The sequence below is a fragment of the Hymenobacter terrestris genome, from assembly GCF_013377905.1.
GTDB lineage: Bacteria > Bacteroidota > Bacteroidia > Cytophagales > Hymenobacteraceae > Hymenobacter > Hymenobacter terrestris.
In genome coordinates this window covers 1-24,348 of the sequence record NZ_JABKAV010000026.1, presented here as the reverse complement: position 1 = coordinate 24,348, position 24,348 = coordinate 1, and the positions used below count along the sequence as shown (strand labels likewise).

Here is a 24,348-nt window from a genome sequence, read left to right as displayed (position 1 = left end):
CAGCTCCCGTTACCTGAACAAAAGCTTCCCCGTAGGGGTTGCGTGCTCACTATGACCATAACTATCTGCCGCCAAGAGCACTTCAATGCTGCCCACCGCCTGCACAACCCCGCTTGGTCCGACGAGCGTAACCAAGAGGTATTCGGCAAGTGCAACAACCCGCACTACCACGGCCACAACTACCAGCTTATCGTGCGCCTGACGGGTGAAATTGACCCGGAAACGGGTTACGTGTACGACATGAAGAAGCTGAGCGACCTCATCAAGCGGGAGATTCTCGATACCTTTGACCATCGAAATCTGAACCTGGATGTAGCCGATTTCCAGACCCTCAACCCTACGGCCGAAAATATTGCCGTCGTAAGCTGGAACCGACTACGGCCCCACCTGGCCGGGAACCTGGCTTTGTCGGTTACGCTGTACGAGACCGAACGCAACTTTGTAGAATACCATGGATAACCTGCCGCTGTCGGCAGCAGCTACAGTTGGCAAACCTGCCGCTGTTGCCGCCGCCGACAACCAATTTCCCGTCGACCTGCGCACCCCGTTACGGGCCAATGCGTTCGAGCTAAGTGAGGAGGCTAAGATTGAAGCCATCAGCGGGCATTTCCGCGAGATAATGCAGGTGCTGGGCCTGGATCTGAGCGACGACAGTCTGGCTGGCACGCCTCGCCGGGTGGCTAAAATGTACGTGCAGGAGTGGTTCCGGGGTCTCAACCCAGATTATCGGCCTGAGGTACGTTTGTTTGAGAACCGCTACCAATACCGGCAGATGTTGGTGGAGCGCGACATTACGCTGTTTTCGTGTTGCGAACACCACTTTGTACCCATTATTGGCAAAGCGCATGTGGCCTATCTGCCCGGCGAGCATGTGGTGGGCCTGAGCAAGCTGAACCGGGTAGTGCAGTACTTTGCCCGCCGCCCCCAGGTGCAGGAACGTTTGACACGCCAGATTGCCGAGGAACTCAAACAGAGTCTGGGTACCGACGATGTGGCCGTGCTCATTGAGGCCGACCATCTGTGCGTAATGAGCCGGGGCGTGAACGATACCAGCAGCAGCACCCTCACGGCCGAGTACGGCGGGGCGTTCGGCCAGGATGCTGCCCTGCGCCAGGAGTTCCTGCACCTGATAGGCAAATGAGCTGTTAGCTATTAACGCACAGGCCGGAACTGCGTAGTAGCTTGCAGCCTCGATTACGATTTTTTACTTCAAGACACCAGCTAACGGCTAACAGCTGCTAGCTATCAGCTTAAGGATTGCTATGTCGCGTAAGGTTCTGATTACGGGAGGCACCGGAATGATTGGTACGCGGCTGGCTGAAATGCTGATTGACGGCGGCTACGAGGTGGCCCTGCTGAGCCGTACGCCCGGCGACAACCGCTACTTCAGCTTCCGCTGGGATCCACTGGCCGGCTCCATCGATCCAGCGGCCGTGCCCTACGCCGATTACATCGTGAACCTGGCCGGCAGCAGCGTGTCAGATGGTAAGTGGACGGCGGAGCGCAAGCGGCAGATTCTGTCGAGCCGGGTGGCCGGCACACAGCTACTGTCCCAGGAATTACGCAAAGTCACTCATCACGTACGTGGCTTTATTTCGGCTTCTGCTATCGGGATTTATGGCGACCAGGGCGACCGGTTGCTGAGTGAGGATACTGCCGCCGCCTCCGATGACTTTCTGGCCAATGTGTGCCGACAGTGGGAAGAGGCCGCTGAATACGTGCAGCAGGAGGGCATCCGCACCGCTATTCTGCGTATTGGCATCGTGCTCAGCCCCGAAGGTGGCGCGCTGGTGCCACTAGCCCGCACCGTGAAGATGATGGCCGGCGCCCCGCTGGGTTCGGGCAAGCAGTTCATGTCTTGGATTCACCTCGACGATTTGTGCCGGCTCTTCATTAAGGCCATCGAAGATGAGCAGTGGCAGGGCGTGTACAATGCTGTGGCCCCCAACCCGGTTACCAACAAGGAGTTCACCAAAACCCTGGCCGATGTGCTGCACCGCCCGCTGGTGCTGCCCAAAGTGCCCGAGTTCGGCCTGAAGCTGATGATGGGCGAGATGAGCGAAATCGTGCTGGCCTCGCAGCGGGTCAGCGCCGAGAAGGTGCTGGGCCGCGGCTTCCGGTTCGAATTCCCAACCCTGAAACCAGCCCTAGAGTCGTTCTACGGCGACTAGTAGTAGCCCCGGCACGAATGATGCGGCGACTATTGCTTCTCTGCTTGGTTGGGGTTGCTGCCTGTCAGCAGTCCGGGCCGACGGTAAACGATAGTTCCGCGTTTTTGCGAGCCGGCACATACGTCGGACTGGAAAGTATGGGCTCCATCGACCAAGATATAACGCCCGATGACACGACAGACCGCTGGTTTCACGAAAACACGCTAACCATTCGGGCCGACTCCGTATTTATCGATAAGGTGCCCGTCAGCTTCGGCGGGCATATGACGAAAGGTTCTAAGCAGTATTCCGCTTCCGATGGAGGCTTTTACACTTACCGGGGCAAAATCAGGCGGCTCCGCTCAGGCCAGCTTAGCGTCAGAATCTTGTTGGTTGGCCACGATTACGTGCTAGCCCCTTATTCCCTTAAAAATCAGGCAGACACGGCCTTTCTAAAAACCATGGACGAGGCCACACAACAGGCCCGCTTCAAAGAGTTTTACGTCCCCGATTCCTCCTTCTGGAAACGAGAATTCCCACTGCTTTCTCGCGGCAATACGCTGGTGCTTGATAGCGTAACGTATTACCGACAACCCGCCAACCAACCTCTGAAACCATGACGGCTCGCCCCTACATCCTAGCTGAAACTACTTGGCAAGCCGTCAAAGACACTTCGGTAGAAGTTGTTGTGTTACCCTGGGGCGCTACCGAGGCCCACAATTACCACCTGCCCTACGGCACCGATAACTACCAAGACGAGTATGTGGCTGCGGAGGCCGCCCGCCAGGCCTGGGAGCAGGGCGCGAAGGTACTGGTGCTGCCCGCCGTCCCGTTCGGCGTGAACACCGGCCAGCTCGACATTACGCTTGACATCAACCTCAACCCCAGTACCCAGCTAGCCATTCTGCGCGACATAGTGCAGGTGCTGGCTCGCCAGGGCATTTCAAAGCTGGTGGTGCTTAATGGCCACGGTGGCAACGACTTTCGCCAGATTCTGCGCGAATTGCAAGCCGAATTCCCGACCGTATTCCTGAGCACGGCAACCTTGTTTCGGATAGTCGATCGTAGCCTGTTTTTTGAGGCCCCCGGCGACCATGCCGACGAGTTGGAAACGAGCGTTATGCTCCATATTGCGCCCCACCTAGTGCGGCCTTTGGCCGTAGCCGGTTCGGGAGCCGCCAAGCAATTCCGCATCCGCGCCCTGCGCGAATGGGCCTGGGCCCAGCGCGAATGGAGCCAAGTAACGGCCGACACCGGGGTAGGCGACCCGGCATTGGCCACTGCCGATAAAGGAGCCGCTTTTCTGGCAGCTGTTACCAGCGCGCTGGGGAAGTTTCTGCAAGAATTGGCTGCCGCCGACCCGGCCGACATGTACGAATAGCTTTTCGTCGTCTACGCTACCGAGTATTCGCGGCTAGGCCTCAGTTCCGGGCCACCACTGGCAGCGAGCTGCCAATGAACTGCCTCACCGCTTTTAAAGCTTGATGCTGTCGGGAATAGCAATGACGCCTTGGTTGATCTTCTCCAGTAAATCATCCACCACGAGGCTGTCGACGGGTTCGGGGCGGCGGCGGGGTTCGGCCGTAACGCACGTGTACTTCTTGTTGATTTTGACTGTCGGCTGGGGCAAGGGGCCCATTCGGAGGTCGAGCTCGGGGTCTTTGTAGAGTTTTTCCATGTAGGTGCCGAAGATGGGCAGCGCCGTGCGGCCGCCTTCGCCCTGTTGCGAGCCGACGAAGTGGATGCTGCGGTCTTCGCCACCCACCCACACGCCGGTTACCAGGTCTTTGGTGATGCCCATGTACCAGCCGTCGGAGTAGTTGCTGGTGGTGCCGGTTTTGCCGCCAATCTGATTGTTTTTCTTCCAGAGGTCGTAATCCCAGAGAGCCTGCGACGTGCCGCCGGGCTCCTCCATGCCGCCACGCAGCATGTAGGTCATCAGCCAGGCTGTTTCGGCCGGAATCACGCGCTTCTGGCGGGGGTCGAACTGCACCAGCACGTTGCCGTTCTGGTCTTCGATGCGGGTAATGAGCATAGGCTCGGGCCGGAAACCCTGGTTGACGAACGTGCTATAGGCATTCACCATCTCGTACACACTTACATCACCACCCGAGCCCAGACCGATGCTGGGCACGCCCAGCAGCTTGCTTTTGATGCCTACTTTGTGGGCGTACTTGGCCACGTTGTCCCAGCCGACTTTCTCGGTGAGCTGGGCCGTAACCGAGTTCACCGAGCGGGCCATGGCGTAGCGTAGCGTCATGTTCATGCCGGTGTACTCGCGCGTTACGTTGTCGGGCTTCCACTCCATGGGCTCGCCGTTTTCCACGTAGTTGATGGTCACGCGCTCATCCCGAATTCGGTCGCAGGGGGCGTAGCCGTTGTCGATGGCCGTCAGGTACACAAAGGGCTTGAAGGTAGAGCCGGCCTGGCGCTTGCCCTGCTTCACGTGGTCGTACTGGAAGAAGCGGTAGTCGATGCCGCCCACCCAGGCCTTGATCTGGCCGGTGTAGGGGTCCATCGACATCAGGCCGGCGTGCAGGAACTGCTTGTAGTAGGCCAGCGAATCGAGCGGCGAGAGCAGCAGCGTGGTGTCCCGGTCTCCTTTCCAGGTAAATACCTTCATGGGCCGCTTGGCGTTCAGGGCCGAATCGAGGCTGGCCGGCTGGCCCTCGTAGCGGGCAGCCAGGCGCTTGTACTGCTGGGTGCGCTTCATCTGGGTTTCGATGAAGTTGGGAATCACGTTGCCGTCCTCGTCCACCCAGGGGTCGGTGCCGCGGTTGCGCCAGAATCGGTCGAAGGCCTGCTGCAGGCTCTTCATCTTCTTGTCCACCGATTCCTCGGCGTGGGTCTGCATGCGCGAGTCGATGGTGGTGTACACCTTCAGGCCGTCGCGGTAGAGGTCGTAGCCATTCGCCTTGCACCACTCGTTGGCCCGCTGGCTGATGGCGCTGCGGTAGTAGGTTTCGGGCCCATCCACGTGCTTTTCGACCTGGTACTGCAGCACGATGGGCGTGGCCTGCTGGGCAGCTACCTCATCGCCAGACAGCACGCCAGCCTGACCCATGCGCGTGAGCACCAGGTCGCGGCGGCGCTTGGCGGCTTCGGGGTGGAACTGGGGGTTATAGGCCGTAGGGTTGTTAAGCATGCCCACCAACATGGCCGCCTGCTCGACGGTTAGTGAATCGGGCGAGGTGCTATAGAACGTTTTGGCGGCCACCTTCACCCCGTAGGCCTGCGAGCCGTACTCGACGGTGTTGAAGTACAGGGCCAGAATTTCGTTTTTGGTGTAGCGGCGCTCCAGCTCCACAGCCGTGAGCCACTCCTTGGTTTTGCTGATAATGGTACCCACCAGCGGCACCCGGCCCAGCGCACCAGTGTTTTCTTTGCGACGGGTTTTGTAGAGGTTTTTGGCCAGCTGCTGCGTGATGGTGGAGCCCCCGCCCCCGTTGCCACCCGTCGCCACGCCCGCCACGGCCCGGGCTATAGCAATAGGGTCGATGCCCGAATGATCCTGGTAGCGCGCATCCTCCGTGGCAACGAGGGCCTTAATCAGCCAGGGCGACATCTTGCTGAGCGGCACCGGACTGCGGTTTTCGCGGAAGTAGCGGCCCAGCAGCACGCCGTCGGCGGTGAACACCTGCGAGGGCCGCTCTACGCGCGGGCTCTCCAGCTCCTCCAGGCTCGGCGACTTGCCGAACAGGAACATGAAGTTCATGCTTACCAGAATCGGGTAAAGCAGAAATATGCCCAGTCCCACCACAAAACCGGCCCACAGTAGCCGGGAAACGCGGTTGGGCCAGCGCCGCCGGGGACGGGCAGCAGCAGCAGCGGAATCAGTTGGTTGAGGGCTTTGGGAAGCAGACATGCAGGGCGCGGAGTAGCAGGCAGCACCGGGCAAGCCGGCAGCGGAACCGCAAATATACCAGTTGCGGCCGGCCCGCCCGAAACGGTTCAGTTACTGGTTGGCCAATTCGCGCACCGCCGCCCGTTGCGTAGCCCAGGTGGCCAGCACCAGCAGCAGGCCCTTCAGCCCGTCGAGCAGCAGGTTGTCGAAGCGCCCGTAAACGAGGTATAGGCCCAACCCAATGCCCATCCACCAAAAGCCCAGCAGGTAGCACAGGGCCGGATAGCCCGTATGGCGCCGCCACACCCACACGATGGCCAGCATAATAGCCAGACTCACGAACAGTAGCAGCCAGGCCAGTACAAAGGCCAGAAACCGCGTATCGGGCGTAACGCCGACGCCGAATTTCGCCAGCAGCATTTCGGGAGCGAAGAAGCCGCCTACGGTCAGTATCAGTTCGAAGAGCAGGGCCACAATGAGCAGAATCAGCAGGGCAGTACGGGCCATTAGGCGGGATGTCAGGGGCTGGCGGAGTTGCTAGGCGCCGTGACCGGTAAGCTAGCGAAATTGCTGCGGCTACCGTTGGGCTACCGAACCCAACTTATTAGCTCGACCAGCAATAATGAGAAGATCATTATGGAGGAAAAAACTGCCACCGTGTAGGCCCCGATGGTGGCCAGTTGCCAGAGCCGGCGCCACCACCACCGTTGCACGTTCCGCCGTACCTGCCGGGCCACATGCCCCCCCAGCCACGGCAACGCTCCAAGACTGAGCACGAGCAGGGGTATGAGCAGTTGTTTCGCCCGCGGATGATGGGGCCACAGCTCATCCTCAAAACCCAAGTTGAGCAGGAAAAATCCCACCAGCCCCAGCACCAGCCACGCCAGGCGCGGCACGGCCGGCAGTAGCACCTGCCATACAAATTGCCAAAGCTGGCTCGCATGTGATGTGGTCGGTCTCATTGCCCGAGCGGGTTTAGCAGCAGCCAGCCGGTCCCCAGCAGCAACAGGAGCAGTAGGCTACTCAGATGGAATAGTACGCAGAGCCAGAATACGAAATCGGCCTGGTAGCGGGGCCGGTCAAGGAGCGAGGCCGGGGTATTAGGCAGGGCCAGCGGCAGCGTGGCCCGGTAAAGCACCACGGCGTTGGCCCCCGACACCACCCCCGCCACCAGCAGCGGCTGCTGCCAAAGCCGCACCAGCGCAGCGAGAGTGGCCGTGTCGGACGAGCCCAGCCGGTACCAGCCGGGTATCTGCCAGCTCATCCAGAGCACGGCCCCGGTGGCCAGCAGAACGGCCAGACAGCGGCCGGGAGAGGTAGGAGTAGCTGACTGCATGCTCATCTAGCGTGTCGCCACCGTTGCCGCGCCTGAGCCCCAAAGCAGCATCACGTGCAGCAGCGTCCAGAGGATGGAACCCAGCAGCACGGCCGCAGCGGGCAGCACCACGGCCAGCAGGCGGCGGCTCCGCTCGGGCGGTGTGGCGGCCCGCTCGCGCCAGACAAGCAGCGTGGCCAGGATAACGATGCTGGCCACGCACCAGAATAGACCGAGGAAAGTGAGGAAGAAATTCATGCTTTCAAATTGTTGGCTATCAGCTGATGGCTGCTAGCTTTCGATGGACGATTTCTCTGAAATTGATCAGGCAGAACAGAGCCGACAGTTAGCCGCTACTGGCTAGCATCTGCATAAAAGGCCGCCGATTCAGCCCCAGTCCAGCTTTGCCAGGTGCGTTGGCGCTTGTAATTCAGCTGCCAGGCAGCGAGACGGCGCTGAATGAGGGCGCGGGCCTCGGCGGGCGGGGCCGTTTCTTCGGTGTAGGAGCCGGGCGGGCTGATAATGATGCGGCTCATGCCATCAAGTACCTGCTGGCGGGCGGCCAGCTCGGGCAGCACGCGGGCAGGCATTTCGAGCAGGAACCCGAGGTCGAGGGTGCCGAAGCGGGCGTTGAGGTTGTAGCGGGCAATCCAGATTTCCCAGTTGCCCAGGGCCAGTAACAGCAGCAGCCCGTAGGCGGCCAGCGAGTTGAGGCGCACCAGCGCAAAGGCCGAGCGGCGCTGCCAGATTTTGAGCAGCACCGTAACCAAGCCGAAAAAAGTCAGCAACAGAAACCCGTACACCCCAATGCGCTTGTAGGCCAAGCCGGTGTACTGGATGTAATAGTAGTTGCGCAGCCCCACCGACACCATCAGCACCGCGTTCTGCACCACCCAAATAGTAGCGCCCCAGCGCAGGGCCGCCAAACCGGGCTGGTAGAAGTTGAGGTTGCGCCGGAAAAACCACAGCACGATACCCATGGCCACCAGAATGCTGAAAATGAGCACGTAGGTACCCTCGTGCACGAACTGGGTGAGGTCGAACCCCGGGCCCGGCACGAAACCGAACCAAATCCAGCGGATGTCAATGACGTTGACGACCAGCAGCAGCGCGTTCACTAGGCCGAACACGGCCAGCGCCGCCAGGTATTCCTTGCGCAAATCGAGGGCTTTGCGGTTGAGGTTCCGGAAGTCGGGCCGGCGCACGCCCAGCGAAGCCACCCGGTCGCGCTTCCGCCACACAAACTCGCCCATCCGCGACTCTTGGTCCTGGAAAAAGTGCAGCGGCACGACCACCAGTGCTCCGGCCGTAAGCGCGAAACCAACCGAAAAAAACAGCACGTGCAGGATAGAAATAGCGGGCAGTAGCGCCAGCAGCCAGTCGCCGAGCCAACCCAGCACCTGCCCGGCCAGCGCCTCGTAGCGCGGGTTGGCCAGCACAAACAGGAAGTGGAAAACCACCAGCACCGCCAACGGCGCCAGCAGCAAACGGCCGTAGAACCGCGTGCGACCCCAGCGGCCCGCTCCGGCGCTGGGCAGTCGCAGATATGGCAGCAGCCCCGGCAGCACCCGCGCCGCGCCACCCAGCGCCGTGAGCAACGCAAAAGCCAGCAGCCGCAAATGGGGCTGGTTCACGAAGCCCAGCAGCATAACCAGCGAAGCCACGCAGGCCAGCCAGGCCGCCGCCGAGCCGTACCACAGCACGGCGCCCGCGCTCAACAGCGTACCAGCCAGCAGCAGCCGGAAATAGCCCGAGCGCCACGCCGCCGCGTGCTTCGGTAGCCCCACCAGCGTAGCCGCCACCACAAACAGCGTGTATAGCGCCAGATTCAGGCCCACGCCCTGCCGGTAGAACAGCACGTCGAACAGCACCGCGCCCAGTGGCAGCAGCAGTTTCTGAAGGGCCGTGAGGGGCAGCGGAATGCGGCGGGCCGTAGTGGCGGCAGTAGCAGGGCCAGCAGCGGGATTTACGGTGAATGTGGTCATATCAATTTATTTAAAAGAACTTTGTATTTCAAAGTTGAGAGACAAAAAAAGAGCACTACTATCCGCGCAACAGTTTTTCCAGCGTCGCCAGATGTTCCTGAAAAGCCGTTTTGCCTTCCTTGGAAGCCGAATAGGTAGTATTAGGCTTCTTGCCGATGAATTGCTTGCTGACACTCACGTAGCCTACTTTTTCGAGAGCTGCTACGTGGCTGGCGAGGTTGCCGTCGGTCAGGTCGAGGGCTTCCTTAAGCTCGGTGAAGCTGACCACCTCGTTGGCCATGAGCACCGCCATCACGCCCAACCGCACCCGGTTGTCGAAAGCCTTATTGAGCGTGTGAATCAGGTGCTTCAAGGAGGTGAATTGATAAGGTGATGTGGTGATGAAAACGTCATTCAGAGCGAAGCGAAGAGTCTCGCGCGAAGTCGTTGATTTACAACTACAATGTCAGCAGGCGAGATTCTTCGCTTCGCTCTGAATGACGTGTTGAGCGTACTCACCGCTCGTACCGATTATACATCAGCAGGCCGTAGCCAATGTGGCCCAGGCCGAAACCGAGCGCAAAGAACATCAGGCCAAGGCCGGGAATCAACATAGCTACCAGCCCAAGGCCGACTTCGGTGAGGCCCAGCCACCGGATTTCGTCGAGGGTGTACTTGCTGGCGTTGAGCAGCGCCAGGCCATAGAACAGCAGCATGCCCGGCACCACCTGAGTCACTGCACCGTCTATATACAAGGCAATGCAGAACAGCCCGCCCGCCACCAGCGGAATAGCCAGGCTGACGGCCAACCGCCGGCCCAACGCGCTCCAGAGCGGCTGACCATTGCGGCGGGCCCGGCGCACCGTAAAAAACATGGCCACCAGCAGCGCCACCACCACAATGCCCGCCGCCAGCAGCAGCAGAAACGGCAGCACCGCCCGCCGCTCGGCTGCCGAGGTTTCCAGCAGCCCGAGGTAGCCGGCCTGCTGATACAGGCCCTTCAGGTACCAGTGCCCGATTCCGGCCCCGGCCAGCGCCACCAGCCCCGCCCCTACCCCGGCCAGTCCGCTCAGCGAAATAAAGCGCGACGACCGCTCCATAATGGCGCGAATCTCGGTGAGTTGGGCAAGCGGATCGGGAGTGGGCTGGGCCATATCTTCAAAAAGAACTTTGCACTACAAAGCAACGACTATTTTACCAATTCCGGTCTTGTCGCTGCTTGTTTTTTTCGACACGCCCCATTTGTAAACGGGCAGGTTAGCCCGATAGAGGTCCGAATTCGTCCCAAAATGAGTGGAGGACCCGACGCAGGTGGTGGCCGTACGGGTCTGAAACCAGGCTACAGACGCGAGGTGGAACAACTACGGACGCCCCATTTTGAAACAGCCGTTTCCCATTAAAAACCTGCTTTGGAGCAAACCAGAGCAGACTTTGGGTCCGTAAGTTTTGGCTGCAATGCTTCTGTCGCCGGCCGTTCGTCTACTCGGTCTTCGGCCCTAAATGTATCCTCTCATTTTTCTTAGCCACCACTTTTATGACGCACACCTATACTTCGGCCAACTACTCTACCATTACCCGCACCCTTATTCTGTGGTTGCTGAGCAACCTCGGCGGCACCCTCTGGCTGGTACTGGATTTCTCCTACGCACGGCTAGATGATTATTCGATTGCCTTGATGGTGGGCCTGACGGCAGCACTTGCGTCGCTGGCCATCGTGCCGCTGGTGGTGCCCTTTTTCCTGCTCATGAGCCGTCTGCAGTCCAACTGGCCACGCCGCACAATGGCGCTGACGGGTATCATCCTGTTTTTTCTGCTCATCAACGTTTTGCTCTTCGACCTCGTTCCGATGAATTCGTTGGCCGAATTGCTGCCGTTTTCGCTGCCATACGGCGTGGCGGCGGTGCTGGGTGTGTTGTGGCTCTACGGCCCCGCCCGGCACATAGCCGCCCCATCGCAGCGCCCGGCCTAGCGACCCGCCTGCGCGGGCCGGGCCGGCCAACGCAACGCCTGCTCTGCCCGTAAGCTCACGGCATGAAGCTGCGCCTGCAACTGTTCGAATTTGAGGATTTGCCCTGGTTTCCGAAGGTTATTAGGGCTGGGATGATGGACTACCTGCGGTTTATGATTTCGGCTTTGGGTACCTACCGGCCCATTGTGCCGCTGCTGCTGGCGGCCCTGCGCCACACCGGCCAAACGCGGGTGCTGGAGCTGGGGGCCGGGGCGGGCGGCGGCACGGCCGGCGTACTGCGCGACCTGCGGGCCAGTGGCCTCCCCGAAGCCCGCGTCTGCCTCACCGACCTCTACCCCCAGCCGGCCGCGTGGCAGCCGCTGCAGGCCGCTACGCCCGGTCTGGAGTTTGAGCTGGCCCCCGTAAACGCGCTGGCCGTACCCGCCGATTTGCCGGGCTTCCGCACCATCTTCTCCGCTTTCCACCACTTCCCGCCCGCCGCCGCCGAGGCCCTGCTGGCCGATGCCGTGCGACAGCGTACTGGCATTGGCGTGTTTGAGGGCGCGGGCAAGCACTGGCTGGAGCTGCTGCTGGCGGTTTCGGTGCTGCCGGTAGCCCAACTGCTCATCACGCCTTTCATCCGTCCATTCCGCCTCAGCCGACTGTTTTTCACTTACATGGTGCCGCTCATTCCGCTGTTCACCATCTGGGACGGCTGCGTAAGCATTCTGCGCATGTACCCGCCCGAAAAGCTACTGGACTTGGCTCACCGCGCCGATCCGGAAGGCACTTTCGCCTGGCAGGCCGGCAAAGTGCGCCATTGGTGGGGCCCGCAGGTAACGTATTTGATTGGCGTGCCACGGGCAGCGCGTGAAGATGGAGAGCAAGAGGAGAGCAAGAACGTCATTCAGCGCGTAGCGAAGAATCTCGCGTGCAAATCGTTGTAATAGTCTGCTCAACGATTTGCACGCGAGATTCTTTGCTACGCGCTGAATGACGTTCTTTCTTCAAATTGCACCAGCTTACCTTTCCCCCTCCCCTCACGCGCATTATCAACGACTACTTGTCACTTACCAAGTACAAAAACGCCTTTCCGCTGCTGCGGATACCGTTTTCGGTGTATCTGATGCCCGTGTTCTGGTTTGGGCTGAGCGCTTTGCGGGAGCCCTTCAGCCCCTGGCGGGCGGTGGGCGTGTTCGTGGTGCTGCACCTGCTGGCCTACCCCGCTTCCAACGGCTACAACAGCTACTACGACCGCGACGAAGGCAGCATCGGCGGCCTGCGCACGCCTCCTAAAGTGTCGGCCGAGCTGTTGCACCTGGTGTGGCTGTTCGATGCGCTGGCGGTGCTGGGTGGGTGGCTGCTGAGTCCGGCCTTTGCGGGACTGGTGGCCGTGTACCTGCTGGTGTCGAAGGCCTATAGCTACGAGGGCATCCGCCTGAAAAAGTACCCGCTGCTGAGCACGGCCGTGGTGGTGGTGTTCCAGGGTGCCTACACGTTCCTGATGACCCAGGTGGGCGTGGGGGCCGATTCGGTGCAGATTGTAGCCCCTGACAACCTGCTGCTGGCCTTGGTGAGCAGCTTGTTTCTAGCCGGCTCCTACCCGCTTACGCAGGTGTACCAGCACGCCGAGGATGCCCGCCGCGGCGACCGGACGCTGAGTCTGCGGCTCGGAATTCGGGGTACGTTTGTGTTTGCCGGGCTGGCGCTGGCGGCCGGGGCCGGGCTGCTGGCCTACACCTATCTGCGCCGCCACGAGCCCACTCACTTGCTGCTGTTTTTGGTGGCTACCGGCCCGGTGGTGTGGCTATTCGGGCGCTGGGCCTGGGCCGTGTGGCAGGATGAGGCCGCCGCCGACTTCGACCGCACCATGCGCATGAACCAGGTTTCTTCGCTGTGCATGAGCCTGGCCTTTGCGCTGATGCTGCTTTTTTAGTGCCCGGGCCGAGGACGGAACCAGCAGCTTTTCATCGGGCAGCGCGCCGACTGCAGCGGGTAGCCCCGCACGAATTTCAGGGTGCTAAACAGACTCCCAAACCACTTTAACCACTGGGTTTGTCTTTGCGTAAAACCTGCCCAAGCCCCTCACCTTCCTCCGTTATGCGCCTACGCCTGCTGCTGCTGTCTGCCCTGTTCCCGCTGGCTACGGCCTGCTCCGGCCCTACCAGCCAGCCCGCCGAGCAGGCCGTCACTCCCGAAACCGCTACTCCTGCCCCGCTCGAACCGCTCGATACCGTTCGCGCCGCTACCCTTACGGCCCAGTCCGATACGTTGCTGACGAACCGGAGCCGCCATGTATTCTCCAATCAGGCCGCGGCCGACGTGTTTTCGCTGGTACTCCGCGGTCCGGCCGTGCTCAGTGGCGAGGCCACTTTCACCATTACCACGGCCACGGGCGAAGTCATCTTCCGCGAAATCCTGACCTCGCCGGAGCTGGAAGCGGCGCTGGTGTACGAAATGAAAACGCCTACTGCCACCCAGGCCGAGCGCGAGGCCTACGTGCGCCGCCGCGTGCGGGAGTTCTTTGCCAAAGCCAACTTCCGCCGCCCGGCCCTGGCCGCCAACGCCGCCTACCCCAGCCCTGCCCCCACCAGCCCCGACCACGCCACCTGGAACGACCTGCGCCAGCGTCCCGATGCCGTGCGCTTCGATTATCTGGTGGGCAAAGAAGACCGTCGCCATCTGGCTTGGTCGCCGCTCAGCAAGCAGGTTGTGCACCTGCCATGATTTGTTAATAACCAGTCTGTAGTCGGTTACTCGGCCGCCTGCGCCAAGGCGTCGGTGAGGTTGCGGGCGAATACGTCGTAGGGCTGGAAGCCACGGCTGAGCACGTAACCCTGCGAACCGGCCCGCAGAATGATGGTCGGGAAGCCCTGCACCCCGATACGGCCCACAGCCTCGAACTCGCGGCGGACGGCCGCGCCGGTTTCGGGCAGCGCAAACCGGCGGGCAAACTCCTCGAAGTCCAGATCGAGCGCCTGCACCAGTGGCTTGTAAGTGTGCACATCGTTTAAATCCTCGCCCCGGCTGAACAGCGCCTGCTGTACGGCATGGGCAGAATCCAGCACCCGGCCATGGGCATCAAGCTGGCGCACGATGTACAGCGCGCGGGCCGGAGCCTCCGAATCCTGAAAATAGGTACCGGCCACGCCCAACTGCTTATAGGCTTCCCCAAACTGCACGCCAGTGGTCTGCTCTACCTGCGGCATGGCCCCTGCTATGTAGTCCCAACCCGCCCCGATGGGCTCGGCCTGCTCGCCGGCCAGCATGCCGCCGCTAAGCACCGAGATGGTCAGGCGGTCCGCAAAATCGGTTTGTACACGTTGCATTACCGGGCTCATACCATAGCACCAGCCACAGTAGGCGTCATAGAGGTAGAGTAACTCAGGCAGGTCGGAAGCGGGGGTAGGTTGCATAAGGGACAAAGTACCGGCGCAAAATCAGGTTAGCCAAATCAGAATTAGACTGACAGAAGCCCATTAAACAAAATAGTGCTGTCTTATTCTTATTTTGTATAATTATTCAAATTATAAATTATACCTTTTGATAATTTAATAGTATATTGGTTAAGCAAGGGCCTTACCACTGGTACGCCCTCTTTCTGCCATTTACCCTCGCTAAGCGGATGATGTATTATGAAAACTCTCTCTACCTCTCTGATACTACTGGTGGCTGTGCTACTGGTAGATATCGAAACCGCGCTGGGCCAATGCACCTACACTTCAAAGCCTGCAGGCGGCAATTTTAATAGCCCTGGCACTTGGATCGTATCAGGTGAAGGCTGCCTTGGGAGTTCCACTCCCACTACTCCCACCTCTACCGATGTCATCAAAATCGTTAGTGCGGTTACCCTTGACATAAACTTCTCTTTGTCAGGCACACCCAACGGCAAGGAATCCGGGGTAATGACTATCTCCAGTAATGGGTCGCTGAGGGAAGCACCCGAAATACTCCGTATCCTCAACATCGACCGCGGCACTTTGGACATAGAAGGTGTTAGTGCTCCTAATACGAGCCAACCACAACTGGACGTATCGCAGCTTAACGTTAATCACACCATATTGGGGCAATTCATTGCTAAGATGCGTATTGGAAGCAACTCGACTGTGAATGTTGGCTGTTTGCTGCTGGGCAATCAGGGTGGTATTGACCTTGCTCAGAATGCTCGTCTCATCGTAAGCGGCAACATTGATGTTCAAACCGGCAATGGCTCTATTAATGGTAGCGCTTTATCCTCGTCGGATCTTGCAGATGTGCATATCGTCGGGGAATTTACGGGAGTTAACGGAGGCACCCGCAACGTTTTCAGTGGCAACCTGACTTGGTGCATGGAAGGAAGAGACAGGCCCAATTGCGCTGCAACCGGACCTGTACAGGATCCACCGACAGGCGGCAATCCCTTCTGCAGGCCCCTGCCCGTTACGCTCATTAGCTTTACTGCCCAGACCCGCCCTTCTGGCGTGAAGCTCGACTGGGCGACGGCCACCGAACTCAACAACGACTATTTTGAGGTGCAGCGCAGCGCTAGTGGCCAGACTTTTGCGCCAATTAGCCAAGTACCCGGCTCCGGCACTACCAGCTCGGGCGCTACGTACAGCTTCACCGACCCGGCCCCGCTGGCCGGCTCTAGCTACTACCGCCTGCGCCAAGTAGACCGCGACGGTAGTGAAGCGTTTTCTGCGGTAGTAGTGGTTACCGGCCCACAGCAACTGGAGGCTCTCATTTACCCCAACCCCGGCGCTACAACAATTACGCTCCCCACTGGCACAGGCCAGCCCGTCGATTACCGAGTTTACACCGCTACCGGCCGCACTGTGCTTGCGGGCCGCATGGCAGGTGGTACTTCATTTGACGTGCAACAGATTCCGGCCGGCCTTTATCTAATAGAACTCACTACCGCCGGCCAGCGCCACGTCCAGCGTTTCGTGCGGCATTAAGCGCATAATGGAAATTCGCAAAAAATGCTGTTTCCTTTATGCTTCAAGTGTTGGAGCAACTCTGCCCGATCTACTTCCAACATTTCTAAGTCAGTCCATCAGCTAGCCGCATCAACACCAGAAAGCCCGTTTCGCATAGTGCGAAGCGGGCTTTCTGGTGTTGATGCGGCCAGTCTGACCGGTTTAGCCGTTCATAGCAAGCAGGAATTCTTCGTTGTCCTTGGTGCCTTTCATACGGTCTTTGAGGAACTCCATGGCCTCGGAGGCCGTCATGTCGGACATGAACTTGCGGAGCACCCAGATGCGGTTGAGCTCGTCCTTGCTCATGAGCAGGTCTTCGCGGCGGGTGCCGGAAGCAGGCACGTCGATGGCGGGGAAGATGCGCTTATTGGCCAGTTTCCGGTCCAGCTGCAATTCCATGTTGCCGGTACCTTTGAATTCCTCAAAAATCACCTCGTCCATTTTGGAGCCGGTTTCGATGAGGGCCGTGGCGATGATGGTGAGCGAGCCGCCGTCTTCCACGTTGCGGGCCGCGCCAAAGAAGCGTTTGGGCTTGTGCAAAGCGTTGGCATCGACACCGCCCGACAGAATTTTACCCGAAGCCGGCTGCACTGTATTGTAGGCACGGGCCAGGCGGGTTATCGAGTCGAGCAGAATTACCACATCGTGCCCGCACTCGACGAGGCGCTTGGCCTTTTCCAGCGCGATGGTGGCAATTTTCACGTGGCGGTCGGCCGTTTCGTCGAAGGTCGAGCTGAGTACTTCGGCCTTCACGGTGCGGGCCATGTCGGTTACCTCCTCCGGCCGCTCGTCGATGAGCAGAATCATCAGGTACACCTCGGGGTGATTTTCGGAAATTGAGTTGGCAATTTCCTGCAGCAGTACCGTTTTACCGGTTTTGGGCTGGGCCACAATCAGGCCCCGCTGGCCCTTACCAATTGGAGCGAACAGGTCGAGGATGCGGGTGCTGTACTGGGCCGATTTGGTAGACAGCTTGAGGCGCTCATCGGCGAAGAGCGGCGTGAGGTTAGTAAACGGAATTCGGTCGCGGGCTTCCTCTACCGAGCGGCCGTTCACGCTTTCCACGCCCACAAGGGCGAAGTACTTCTCGCCTTCGCGGGGCGGGCGGATAGTGGCTTTCACCGAGTCGCCGGCTTTGAGGGCAAACTGCTTCACCTGCTGCGGCGACACATAAATATCGTCGGGCGAAGTGAGGTAGTTGTAGAAAGGGCTGCGCAGGAAGCCGTAACCGCCGTCGGGCATCATTTCCAGCGTACCGTCGCCGGGAATGACGAGGTCCATTTCTGGCAGCTTATTGCCGCGCTGCTCGTTCCCGCGCTGTTCCTGACGAGGTTGATCCTGGCGGGGCTGGTCCTGGCGGCTCTGGTCGGAACGGCCGGCTTCGGCACCGCCGCCGCTCTGGCGCTCGGCCTGACGTTGCTGGCGGGCAAGCTCACGGGCGGCAAACCGCTCTTCGCGGCGCTGCTCACGCTGCTCCCGCCCATCGGGGCGGTTGCCGTCACGCTGGTTGCGGCCTTCGCGGGGCTGGTCGTTCCGGTTTTCGCGTCCCTCCCGATTCTCACGGCCTTCCCGGTTCTCCCGGCCCTCACGGCCACTGTAATTGTCAGCGCGGTCGTCGCGGAAGTTGCGGGGCTGGTCGGCGCGCGGGGCAACAGCCGTTTCGTCGGCTACTGCGGCGGCTACGTTAGCGCCGGCCACATCATCAGAAAGCGCAACGTCGGCCAAGGCAACATCGGCTAGGGCAGCATCGGAGGCCGTGATGGGCCGGCCGGCCCGGTCGGTGCGGACCCGGCGCTCGGGGCGCTGGTAGAGCTTTACCGGGCGGTCGGCGCTGCCAGGCTCCTCGATTCCGTCGGCAGCTACAGCAGCAGCTGGCTCGGCGGGCGTGGCCGTCAGGGTCACGTCAGAATAGGTAGGCGAAGGATCCAATGGTGCTTCCGGAGCCGTAGGGCTGGGAGTTGCTTCGGGGGCGGCGGCAGCCAGTTCGGCGGGTGCCGCCGGTGGCGTAGGGGCCTGCTGAGCTGCCTGCTCGGCCGCTGCTTTGGTACGGCTAGTAGCCGGACGCGCGGCCGCTTTTTTCGGGGCGGCGGCCTGCAAGGCGCGGGCAGCCGGCTTTTTAGGCGCTACTTCGGCGACTACCGAATCGGGAGCGGCAACTGGCTCCGCGGCGGGCCGGGCGGCAGGCCGCGGCGCGGGGCCCTTGGCCTGGTGGTCTAAAATCTTGTAAATCAGGTCTTGTTTGCTCAGCTTCTTGAAATTACCAACTTCAATGTTCTCGGCAATTTCCTTCAACTCGGACAGTAAACGGTCCTTTAGCTCGTCGATGGTGTACATATACGGATGTGGGGGCAAAAAAGGGAATTCGGGGCCGCGCGCGCACCGCGTAAGCGAGGCAAGGGGCATTCCGGACATCAGCAGCAACCGCGGGACGGTGCCTGATGCAGGGAAAAGCAGGAAATAGGGTAAGTGAAACCGGCTGGCGCAGGGCGAAGACGGGCGGGGCGTAAAGAATAAATCAGCTAACGGGCCCGCCGGCTAAAGCCGACTTGTATGTGCAATGTTAACGGAATATGCGGGAACTGCCAAATCGGGCTTTCAATCCGGCCACTCAGGCTGGTACGAGTGGGCAGGCAGCCACGAAACTGGCGGCAGCGGCCCCGAAAAACCCACTGGCTCTCTTTAGGCAACTGCTCGCAGCCTATACGGCGGGCGCCGCTGAAAGGATGCGGGCGGGCGCTTTGCCGGCCCGGAAATGGCCTACGCTTGGCGGTCGGAATCAAACGGCTATTTTTGGGCTTCCGAATTCGCTTTTTCTGCCCCGCCAATATGCTGCAAGTTGCCGTCCTGAAAGAAAACACCGCTGCCATGCTGGCTGCTTTGGCCAAGCGCCACTACCCCACTGCCGAAGCCGACGTGCAGGCCGTGCTCGACCTCGACCAGCGCCGCCGCGAGCTGCAAACCAGCCACGACCAGGCGCAGGCCGAAGCCAACGAGCTGGCCCGCCAGATTGGGGGGCTGATGAAAAGTGGCCAGAAAGCCGAAGCCGAGGCCCTCAAGGTGCGTACCGGCGAGCTTAAGCAGCAGACCAAAACGCATTCCGACGAACTGGCCGACACCGAGCAGCTGCTCCAGCAGCTGCTCTATAAGCTGCCCAACCTGCCCCACGAAAGCGTACCGGCTGGCCGCGGGGCCGATGACAACGAGGTGGTGCGCGAGTGGGGCACTAAGCCCGAACTGGCGGCCGACGCCAAGCCGCATTGGGACCTGATTGAGCAGTACGACATTATCGACTTCGCGCTGGGCAACAAAATTACCGGTGCCGGCTTCCCGGTGTACAAGGACAAGGGTGCGCGGCTACAGCGGGCGCTCATCAACTTTTTCCTCGACGAAGCCCGTGCCGCCGGCTACACCGAAGTGCAGGTTCCAATTCTGGTAAATGAGGCCAGCGGCTACGGCACCGGCAACCTGCCCGACAAGGAGGGTCAGATGTATCACGCCACCGCCGACGACCTGTACCTGATTCCGACGGCAGAGGTGCCCATTACCAACCTCTACCGCGACGACATTATTGCCACCGAGCGGCTGCCCATCCGCAACACCGGCTACACGCCCTGCTTCCGCCGCGAGGCCGGCTCGTGGGGCGCGCACGTGCGGGGCCTCAACCGCCTGCACCAGTTCGATAAGGTGGAAATTGTGCACATCACCCAGCCCGAAAACAGCTACGCGGCCCTTGAGGTAATGGTGGCCCACATTGAAATGCTGCTGCAGAAGCTGGAGCTTCCCTACCGCGTGCTGCGCCTGTGCGGCGGCGACATGGGCTTCACCTCGGCCCTTACTTACGATTTGGAAGTGTGGAGCGCGGCCCAGCAGCGCTGGCTGGAGGTTAGTTCGGCCTCCAACTTCGAAACCTACCAGGCCAACCGCCTCAAGCTGCGCTACCGCCCGGAGGCCGGTGGTAAAACCCAGCTGCTGCACACGCTCAACGGCTCGGCCCTGGCCCTGCCCCGCATTGTGGCCGCTCTGCTCGAAAACAACCAGACGGCCGAAGGCATCCGCCTGCCCGAAGTGCTGCACTCGTACTGCGGATTCGACACGATTGGCGGATAATTCGCCGAATGAAAGAACTACTCTTCAGCGCAAAGCCCCTGATGTCCGTGCGGATATCAGGGGCTTTGCGCTTGTAGAGCCCGTGCTTTTTAGTTCTATTGTAGCGTGATAACAATGCGCAGGCTGACCTGCAGCGTTTTTTTCTGCACGGGGCACTTGGAGGAAATGGTTTCCAGACGCTTCCGCTGCTCGGGTGTGAGGGGGCCCAGCAGGCGCAGCTCCTTGTCCACCTGTTCGAGCAGCTGGCCGGTTTCTTCACATTGCTCGCAGTCTTGCTCGTGTACGCGGCCATGGCGCGGGCGCACCTCCGCACCTTCTTTGAGCGGCCACTGCTTACGGCTGGCGTAGAGGCGCAGTGTAATGGCCGTGCAGGCTCCTAGGGCCGAAAGCAGCAGCGTAGGGCGTGCGTGGGGCCTTTGTCGAAGCCGCCTACGCTTACGGGCTCGTCGGCGAATCAAGTATGGCGGCCAGCCTGCACATCAGCCGTGAGGGACTCGGGGCTTGCTTTCACCAGTACTGTATAGTCGCACAGTTCAGGCGATGGGCATGTTTAGTTTCTGCATCAGCGCGTCGTTGGCCGGCGTCGAGTAGGCGCCGTAGGCACTCACCAGCAGCCCACGCACGCCCTCATCTGACTCGATGGCGTAGAGGATGGTTTCGTCGCCGGGGTCAGTGTCGCCCTCGAAGCGGTAGAACTCGCGCACCTGGAAATTAGCGAGGTGCAGCTTTAAATCAAGACCGGAGCAGTGCAGGTGGTCGTCGGCCAGGTTGAAATCCTGGTCGTAACCGTGTAGCTGCAAGTCGCGGATGGCTCCGCTGAGCGTGTCGTAGGTTTTCATAGCTGGTTAGGGAAAGGCCCTATCAGCGGTACACAGCCGCTCGCTAACCGTTGTGCTTTATCCGGGCGGAGCTTGAGAACTGAAAGCAAAGGGCCGCTCGTGCTTTACGCACAAGCGGCCCCCAGGAAATAAGTGGCTACTGGTCAGACTACCACCAAATTAGGATTTAGGCGTGTAAGGAAATCTCTTGGAGGCATTGCGCATCAGCGCGTTAACAGTATTTTCGGTAGAGCTGCCAACCGAGCCGCTGGCCACGTAATCGTACTTCCAGAGCAGCTTGCCCTCGTCCGACTCATTGATATTGACGGTGATGTTGGCTTGGTTGGTGGCACCCCAGGCCCCCACCAGCACGCCCACGGCAATAGCGGCCCCGTCGCTCATGGGCTTGGAGGTGCGCACGCTGGTAGTCAGCACGGCATCAACGCCCAGAATTTTGGCCAACTCCTGCGCCGAGTGGGTGCGCAACTCGTAGGATGGAATACCACTTTCGCGCAGCAGCGCATTGGTCTGCCGCACATCCTGGAACCCTACTGTGTAGCCCTGCTGCTGCGAGCGGCGCAACAACCAGGCATAAATCTGCTCTTGGTAGTCGATACCGCTTTTGTCTTCCAGCTCGTGCATTTGCTCGGCCGTGGTGTTGCGGGCCTGGTTAGGGCGTAGCTGCATGGTAACCGCCGCGGGCAGAATGGCGATGGTTTTGTGCCGGGGCGTGTACGAGCTGAAGTCCTGGGCCAAATAAATGGTAGGAGAGCAAGCGGTCAGAGTGGAAGCCGTGGCCATAAACGCCCAAAGGCGCAGAGTAGAAATTTTCATGCAATTTAATTTAAAGAAGACAAAATTTTAATTTGTTCGTTATCAGACCAGATAGCGACAAATCTAGCATTTCTTCTTTTCATTATTTCAAGATTTCCACTCAGCAAGGCAACTTTATTTTCTAGCGTCCGTCTGGGCCGGGCGGCAGGTCGAACACGATGTCGTGCATGCACTTAAAATGGCCTTTGGGGCACTCGGCAAACCCAATTTTTGAGCAGGGCCGACAGCTCAGGCCCTCCACTTCCAGCACCCGAAACTCGGTGCGGTAGGGGTACATGCCGAACTCGGGCACGGTGTTGCCCCACACGCTGAAAATCTCTTTTTGAAACGCCGCCGCTATGTGCATCAGCCCGGTATCGTGGCTAACGACCAGCTGCGCCTGCCGGACCAGCGAGGCCGATTGGTTGAGGTTGAACTTCCCGCAGGCGTTGTAGATGATAGTCCGGCGGGCTTGCGGGCCTGGGCTTTTGGGGAAATAGTAAGGACTCTCCGGAATTCTGGCTTCTGAGGGCGGCGAGGCGGCCGCGCCCTCATCAAACGCCAACTCGATAACGTGGCCGGTGCTTTCGTCGGTGGGGCCGCCGAGCAGCACCACTGGCCGGCGCAGTAGCCCACACAGCTCGATGATGCGCTCGACGGGCAGGCGCTTGGTGGCGTGTTGTGCCCCGATGGCAAAGGCTACGTAGCCGTTGCGGAAAGCGGGCGGCAGCACCTCGTCCACTTCCACTTCGTCCTGTTCAGGAATGAAGTAATCGAGCCCTTGGTTATCGTTCTGCACGCCCAGCGGCGCAGCAGCAGCCAAGTAGCGGTCCACGATGTGCAGCTGGGGCATGGTGTCGATTTTCCAGTTAACCAGCAGCCACTTGCGGGCGTTGAGCTTATCGAAACTGCTCGACTTCACCCCCAACCGGGCCTTGAGGATGGTGGTACGCAGGTTGTGATGCAGGTCGATGATGAAGTCGTACTGCTCGGCCTGCAGCTCAGCCACCAGCTCGCCCAAGCTGCCTGTGAGGCAATGTACCCGATCAACGTAGGGGTTATTTTCCAGGATGCTGCGGAAGGCCGGCTTAGTGGCAAAGTGCACCACTGCTCCCGCCACCTGCTGCTTCACGGCCCGGATAACGGGCGTCGTCAGCACGATGTCGCCAATAGAGGAAAACCGCAGAATCAGAATCTTCATTTGTTCACTTGAAGGCAAAAGAACGTCATGCTGAGCGCAGCCGAAGCATCTCTACCGCTTCGTTGCAGTCGCATAGAGTTAGCATTGCAGTAGAGATGCTTCGGCTGCGCTCAGCATGACGTTCTTTCTGTTCAGCCAATGCCGTTCTTACCCAAACAACGAATCCTGGAATTCGAGCGGGGGCTTGATGTTGGCTTTGCGTTGGGCAAAATACTCGGCCGCTTCTTCCACTGACTTTGTGTTGAAGGTTGTGGCTTTAGTGAGGCCGCCCTTGCGGCCCATCAGCACGCCATAGCGCATGTCGGCGTAGCCGCTGGTGTGGTGGGCATCGGGGTTGATGCTGAGCTGCACGCCCTGCTCCAGCGCATAGTGCACCCAGCGCCAGTCGAGGTCGAGGCGCCAGGGGTTGGCGTTGATTTCGATGATGACGTTGTGTTTGGCGCAGGCGTCGATGATGGCTTTATGGTCGAGCGGGTAGCCTTCGCGGCGCAGCAGCAGCCGGCCGGTGGGGTGGCCGAGCATGGTAGTGTAGGGATTCTCGATGGCTCGCAGCACCCGCGTCGTGGCTTTGCGCTCGTCCATTTTGAGGTTGGAATGCACCGAGGCCACAATGAAATCGAAGGTTTCGAGCACGGCCGGCGCGTAATCCAGCCCGCCATCTGACAGAATATCCGACTCGATGCCCTTGAAAATACGGAACGGCGCCAACTCCTGGTTGAGCTGGTCGATTTCTTGGTGCTGCTGGCGCACGCGCTCCACCGGCAGGCCGTTGGCGTAGTGCGCGGCCTGCGAGTGGTCGCAGATGCCGAGGTACTCGTAGCCGCCGTCGCGCAGAAACGTGGCCATTTCGCGCAGGCTGTGGGTGCCGTCGGAGTAGGTGCTGTGGTTGTGCAGCGAGCCGCGCAGGTCGCCGGGCTCCAGCAACTGGGGTAGCTGGTGCTGGCGGGCCAGTGGTAACTCCCAGAGGCCCTCGCGCAATTCGGGCTCCACGTACTGCAGGCCGGCGCGCTCATACAGGTCGGTTTCGGTGGCAAACTGCTCGCGCTTGAGCCACTGGCGCAGGCTGGCCGGTTGGCCGGGCTGCAGCTCGTCGTCGGTCAGCGCACCACTCAGGTGAGCATCGGTGGCCGAGGTAAGCAGCAGCTGGTTGGTGAACTCGGCGGGCGCTATCAGCCGCACATCTACCTGGACAGCCGAAGCCGTAGCGGTACCGCGCCAGGCAAATGGGCC

26 protein-coding genes are annotated in these 24,348 nt (G+C 60.3%); 11 read left to right on the top strand and 15 right to left on the bottom strand.

The window, feature by feature from the left end; all coding sequences use genetic code 11:
• The first annotated feature begins 51 nt into the window (after positions 1–51).
• The 5 genes from HW556_RS10470 to HW556_RS10450 all read left to right on the top strand — a co-directional run bounded on the left by HW556_RS10470 (position 52) and on the right by HW556_RS10450 (position 3,531).
• Positions 52–459 (top strand): 6-pyruvoyl trahydropterin synthase family protein, encoded by a 408-nt coding sequence (locus HW556_RS10470; RefSeq protein WP_176899971.1) that lies wholly within the window; start codon positions 52–54, stop codon positions 457–459.
• A complete protein-coding gene (gene folE, locus HW556_RS10465; protein ID WP_176899970.1) occupies positions 452–1,141 on the top strand; it encodes a GTP cyclohydrolase I FolE in 690 nt (229 codons plus the stop codon). Before HW556_RS10470 ends, folE begins: the two co-directional genes overlap by 8 nt.
• Before the next feature lie 121 nt (positions 1,142–1,262).
• The gene (locus tag HW556_RS10460; RefSeq protein ID WP_176899969.1) at positions 1,263–2,171 is read left to right on the top strand and encodes a TIGR01777 family oxidoreductase; all 909 of its coding nucleotides are present in this window, start codon (positions 1,263–1,265) and stop codon (positions 2,169–2,171) included.
• A 137-nt stretch (positions 2,172–2,308) separates the two neighbouring features.
• Positions 2,309–2,770, top strand: a complete 462-nt coding sequence (locus tag HW556_RS10455; RefSeq protein ID WP_176899968.1) for a hypothetical protein — start codon at positions 2,309–2,311, stop codon at positions 2,768–2,770.
• Positions 2,767–3,531, top strand: a complete 765-nt coding sequence (locus HW556_RS10450; protein ID WP_176899967.1) for a creatininase family protein — start codon at positions 2,767–2,769, stop codon at positions 3,529–3,531. Before HW556_RS10455 ends, HW556_RS10450 begins: the two co-directional genes overlap by 4 nt.
• Before the next feature lie 93 nt (positions 3,532–3,624).
• Here HW556_RS10450 and HW556_RS10445 read toward each other — a convergent pair whose 3' ends face one another.
• The 8 genes from HW556_RS10445 to HW556_RS10410 all read right to left on the bottom strand — a co-directional run bounded on the left by HW556_RS10445 (position 3,625) and on the right by HW556_RS10410 (position 10,427).
• Positions 3,625–6,015 carry a transglycosylase domain-containing protein gene (locus tag HW556_RS10445; RefSeq protein ID WP_246289610.1) on the bottom strand — a complete coding sequence of 797 codons (2,391 nt, stop codon included), beginning with the start codon at positions 6,013–6,015 and terminating at the stop codon, positions 3,625–3,627.
• A gap of 90 nt (positions 6,016–6,105) precedes the next feature.
• Positions 6,106–6,501, bottom strand: coding sequence for a hypothetical protein (locus tag HW556_RS10440; protein WP_176899966.1), 396 nt, complete (start codon positions 6,499–6,501; stop codon positions 6,106–6,108).
• 80 nt (positions 6,502–6,581) lie between these two features.
• Positions 6,582–6,956 carry a hypothetical protein gene (locus HW556_RS10435; protein ID WP_176899965.1) on the bottom strand — a complete coding sequence of 125 codons (375 nt, stop codon included), beginning with the start codon at positions 6,954–6,956 and terminating at the stop codon, positions 6,582–6,584.
• Positions 6,953–7,330 (bottom strand): hypothetical protein, encoded by a 378-nt coding sequence (locus tag HW556_RS10430; protein ID WP_176899964.1) that lies wholly within the window; start codon positions 7,328–7,330, stop codon positions 6,953–6,955. Before HW556_RS10430 ends, HW556_RS10435 begins: the two co-directional genes overlap by 4 nt.
• Before the next feature lie 6 nt (positions 7,331–7,336).
• The gene (locus HW556_RS10425) at positions 7,337–7,567 is read right to left on the bottom strand and encodes a hypothetical protein (protein WP_176899963.1); all 231 of its coding nucleotides are present in this window, start codon (positions 7,565–7,567) and stop codon (positions 7,337–7,339) included.
• Positions 7,568–7,662: 95 nt separating this feature from the next.
• Positions 7,663–9,294: a DUF4153 domain-containing protein gene (locus HW556_RS10420; protein WP_176899962.1), complete on the bottom strand. Its 1,632-nt coding sequence runs from the start codon at positions 9,292–9,294 to the stop codon at positions 7,663–7,665.
• A 58-nt stretch (positions 9,295–9,352) separates the two neighbouring features.
• The gene (locus HW556_RS10415) at positions 9,353–9,646 is read right to left on the bottom strand and encodes a winged helix-turn-helix domain-containing protein (protein ID WP_176899961.1); all 294 of its coding nucleotides are present in this window, start codon (positions 9,644–9,646) and stop codon (positions 9,353–9,355) included.
• A 142-nt stretch (positions 9,647–9,788) separates the two neighbouring features.
• On the bottom strand, positions 9,789–10,427 hold the full coding sequence (locus HW556_RS10410) for a hypothetical protein (protein WP_176899960.1): 639 nt from the start codon (positions 10,425–10,427) through the stop codon (positions 9,789–9,791).
• 380 nt (positions 10,428–10,807) lie between these two features.
• Here HW556_RS10410 and HW556_RS10405 point away from each other — a divergent pair, with 380 nt between their 5' ends.
• From HW556_RS10405 to HW556_RS10390, 4 genes are all read left to right on the top strand, one after another.
• Positions 10,808–11,242, top strand: coding sequence for a hypothetical protein (locus tag HW556_RS10405; RefSeq protein WP_176899959.1), 435 nt, complete (start codon positions 10,808–10,810; stop codon positions 11,240–11,242).
• A gap of 62 nt (positions 11,243–11,304) precedes the next feature.
• Positions 11,305–12,168 (top strand): class I SAM-dependent methyltransferase, encoded by an 864-nt coding sequence (locus tag HW556_RS10400; protein ID WP_176899958.1) that lies wholly within the window; start codon positions 11,305–11,307, stop codon positions 12,166–12,168.
• 65 nt (positions 12,169–12,233) lie between these two features.
• Entirely contained in the window at positions 12,234–13,157 is a 924-nt protein-coding gene (locus HW556_RS10395; protein WP_246289609.1) for a UbiA family prenyltransferase, read from the top strand.
• A gap of 164 nt (positions 13,158–13,321) precedes the next feature.
• Positions 13,322–13,948 (top strand): hypothetical protein, encoded by a 627-nt coding sequence (locus tag HW556_RS10390; protein ID WP_176899957.1) that lies wholly within the window; start codon positions 13,322–13,324, stop codon positions 13,946–13,948.
• Positions 13,949–13,974: 26 nt separating this feature from the next.
• On the opposite strand, the gene HW556_RS10385 is transcribed toward HW556_RS10390, so the two are convergent.
• Positions 13,975–14,637: a DsbA family protein gene (locus HW556_RS10385; protein ID WP_176899956.1), complete on the bottom strand. Its 663-nt coding sequence runs from the start codon at positions 14,635–14,637 to the stop codon at positions 13,975–13,977.
• A 1,044-nt stretch (positions 14,638–15,681) separates the two neighbouring features.
• Between HW556_RS10385 and HW556_RS10380 the strand changes: the two genes are divergently transcribed.
• On the top strand, positions 15,682–16,158 hold the full coding sequence (locus HW556_RS10380) for a T9SS type A sorting domain-containing protein (protein ID WP_176899955.1): 477 nt from the start codon (positions 15,682–15,684) through the stop codon (positions 16,156–16,158).
• Positions 16,159–16,341: 183 nt separating this feature from the next.
• Here the strand turns inward: HW556_RS10380 and rho are convergent, their stop codons facing one another.
• The gene (gene rho / locus HW556_RS10375; protein ID WP_176899954.1) at positions 16,342–18,513 is read right to left on the bottom strand and encodes a transcription termination factor Rho; all 2,172 of its coding nucleotides are present in this window, start codon (positions 18,511–18,513) and stop codon (positions 16,342–16,344) included.
• Between the two features lie 492 nt (positions 18,514–19,005).
• Here rho and serS point away from each other — a divergent pair, with 492 nt between their 5' ends.
• On the top strand, positions 19,006–20,286 hold the full coding sequence (gene serS, locus HW556_RS10370) for a serine--tRNA ligase (RefSeq protein ID WP_176899953.1): 1,281 nt from the start codon (positions 19,006–19,008) through the stop codon (positions 20,284–20,286).
• 95 nt (positions 20,287–20,381) lie between these two features.
• Here the strand turns inward: serS and HW556_RS10365 are convergent, their stop codons facing one another.
• The 5 genes from HW556_RS10365 to HW556_RS10345 all read right to left on the bottom strand — a co-directional run.
• Positions 20,382–20,744 carry an OsmC family protein gene (locus HW556_RS10365; protein ID WP_176899952.1) on the bottom strand — a complete coding sequence of 121 codons (363 nt, stop codon included), beginning with the start codon at positions 20,742–20,744 and terminating at the stop codon, positions 20,382–20,384.
• A gap of 75 nt (positions 20,745–20,819) precedes the next feature.
• Positions 20,820–21,125 carry a phosphoribosylpyrophosphate synthetase gene (locus tag HW556_RS10360; protein WP_176899951.1) on the bottom strand — a complete coding sequence of 102 codons (306 nt, stop codon included), beginning with the start codon at positions 21,123–21,125 and terminating at the stop codon, positions 20,820–20,822.
• Between the two features lie 159 nt (positions 21,126–21,284).
• Complete coding sequence (locus HW556_RS10355) at positions 21,285–21,938, bottom strand: hypothetical protein (protein WP_176899950.1); 654 nt, start codon at positions 21,936–21,938, stop codon at positions 21,285–21,287.
• Between the two features lie 121 nt (positions 21,939–22,059).
• Positions 22,060–23,118, bottom strand: a complete 1,059-nt coding sequence (locus tag HW556_RS10350) for a glycosyltransferase family 9 protein (protein ID WP_176899949.1) — start codon at positions 23,116–23,118, stop codon at positions 22,060–22,062.
• 147 nt (positions 23,119–23,265) lie between these two features.
• Positions 23,266–24,348 (bottom strand): PHP domain-containing protein (locus HW556_RS10345; RefSeq protein WP_246289608.1); only part of this gene is annotated, 1,083 nt, incomplete at its 5' end.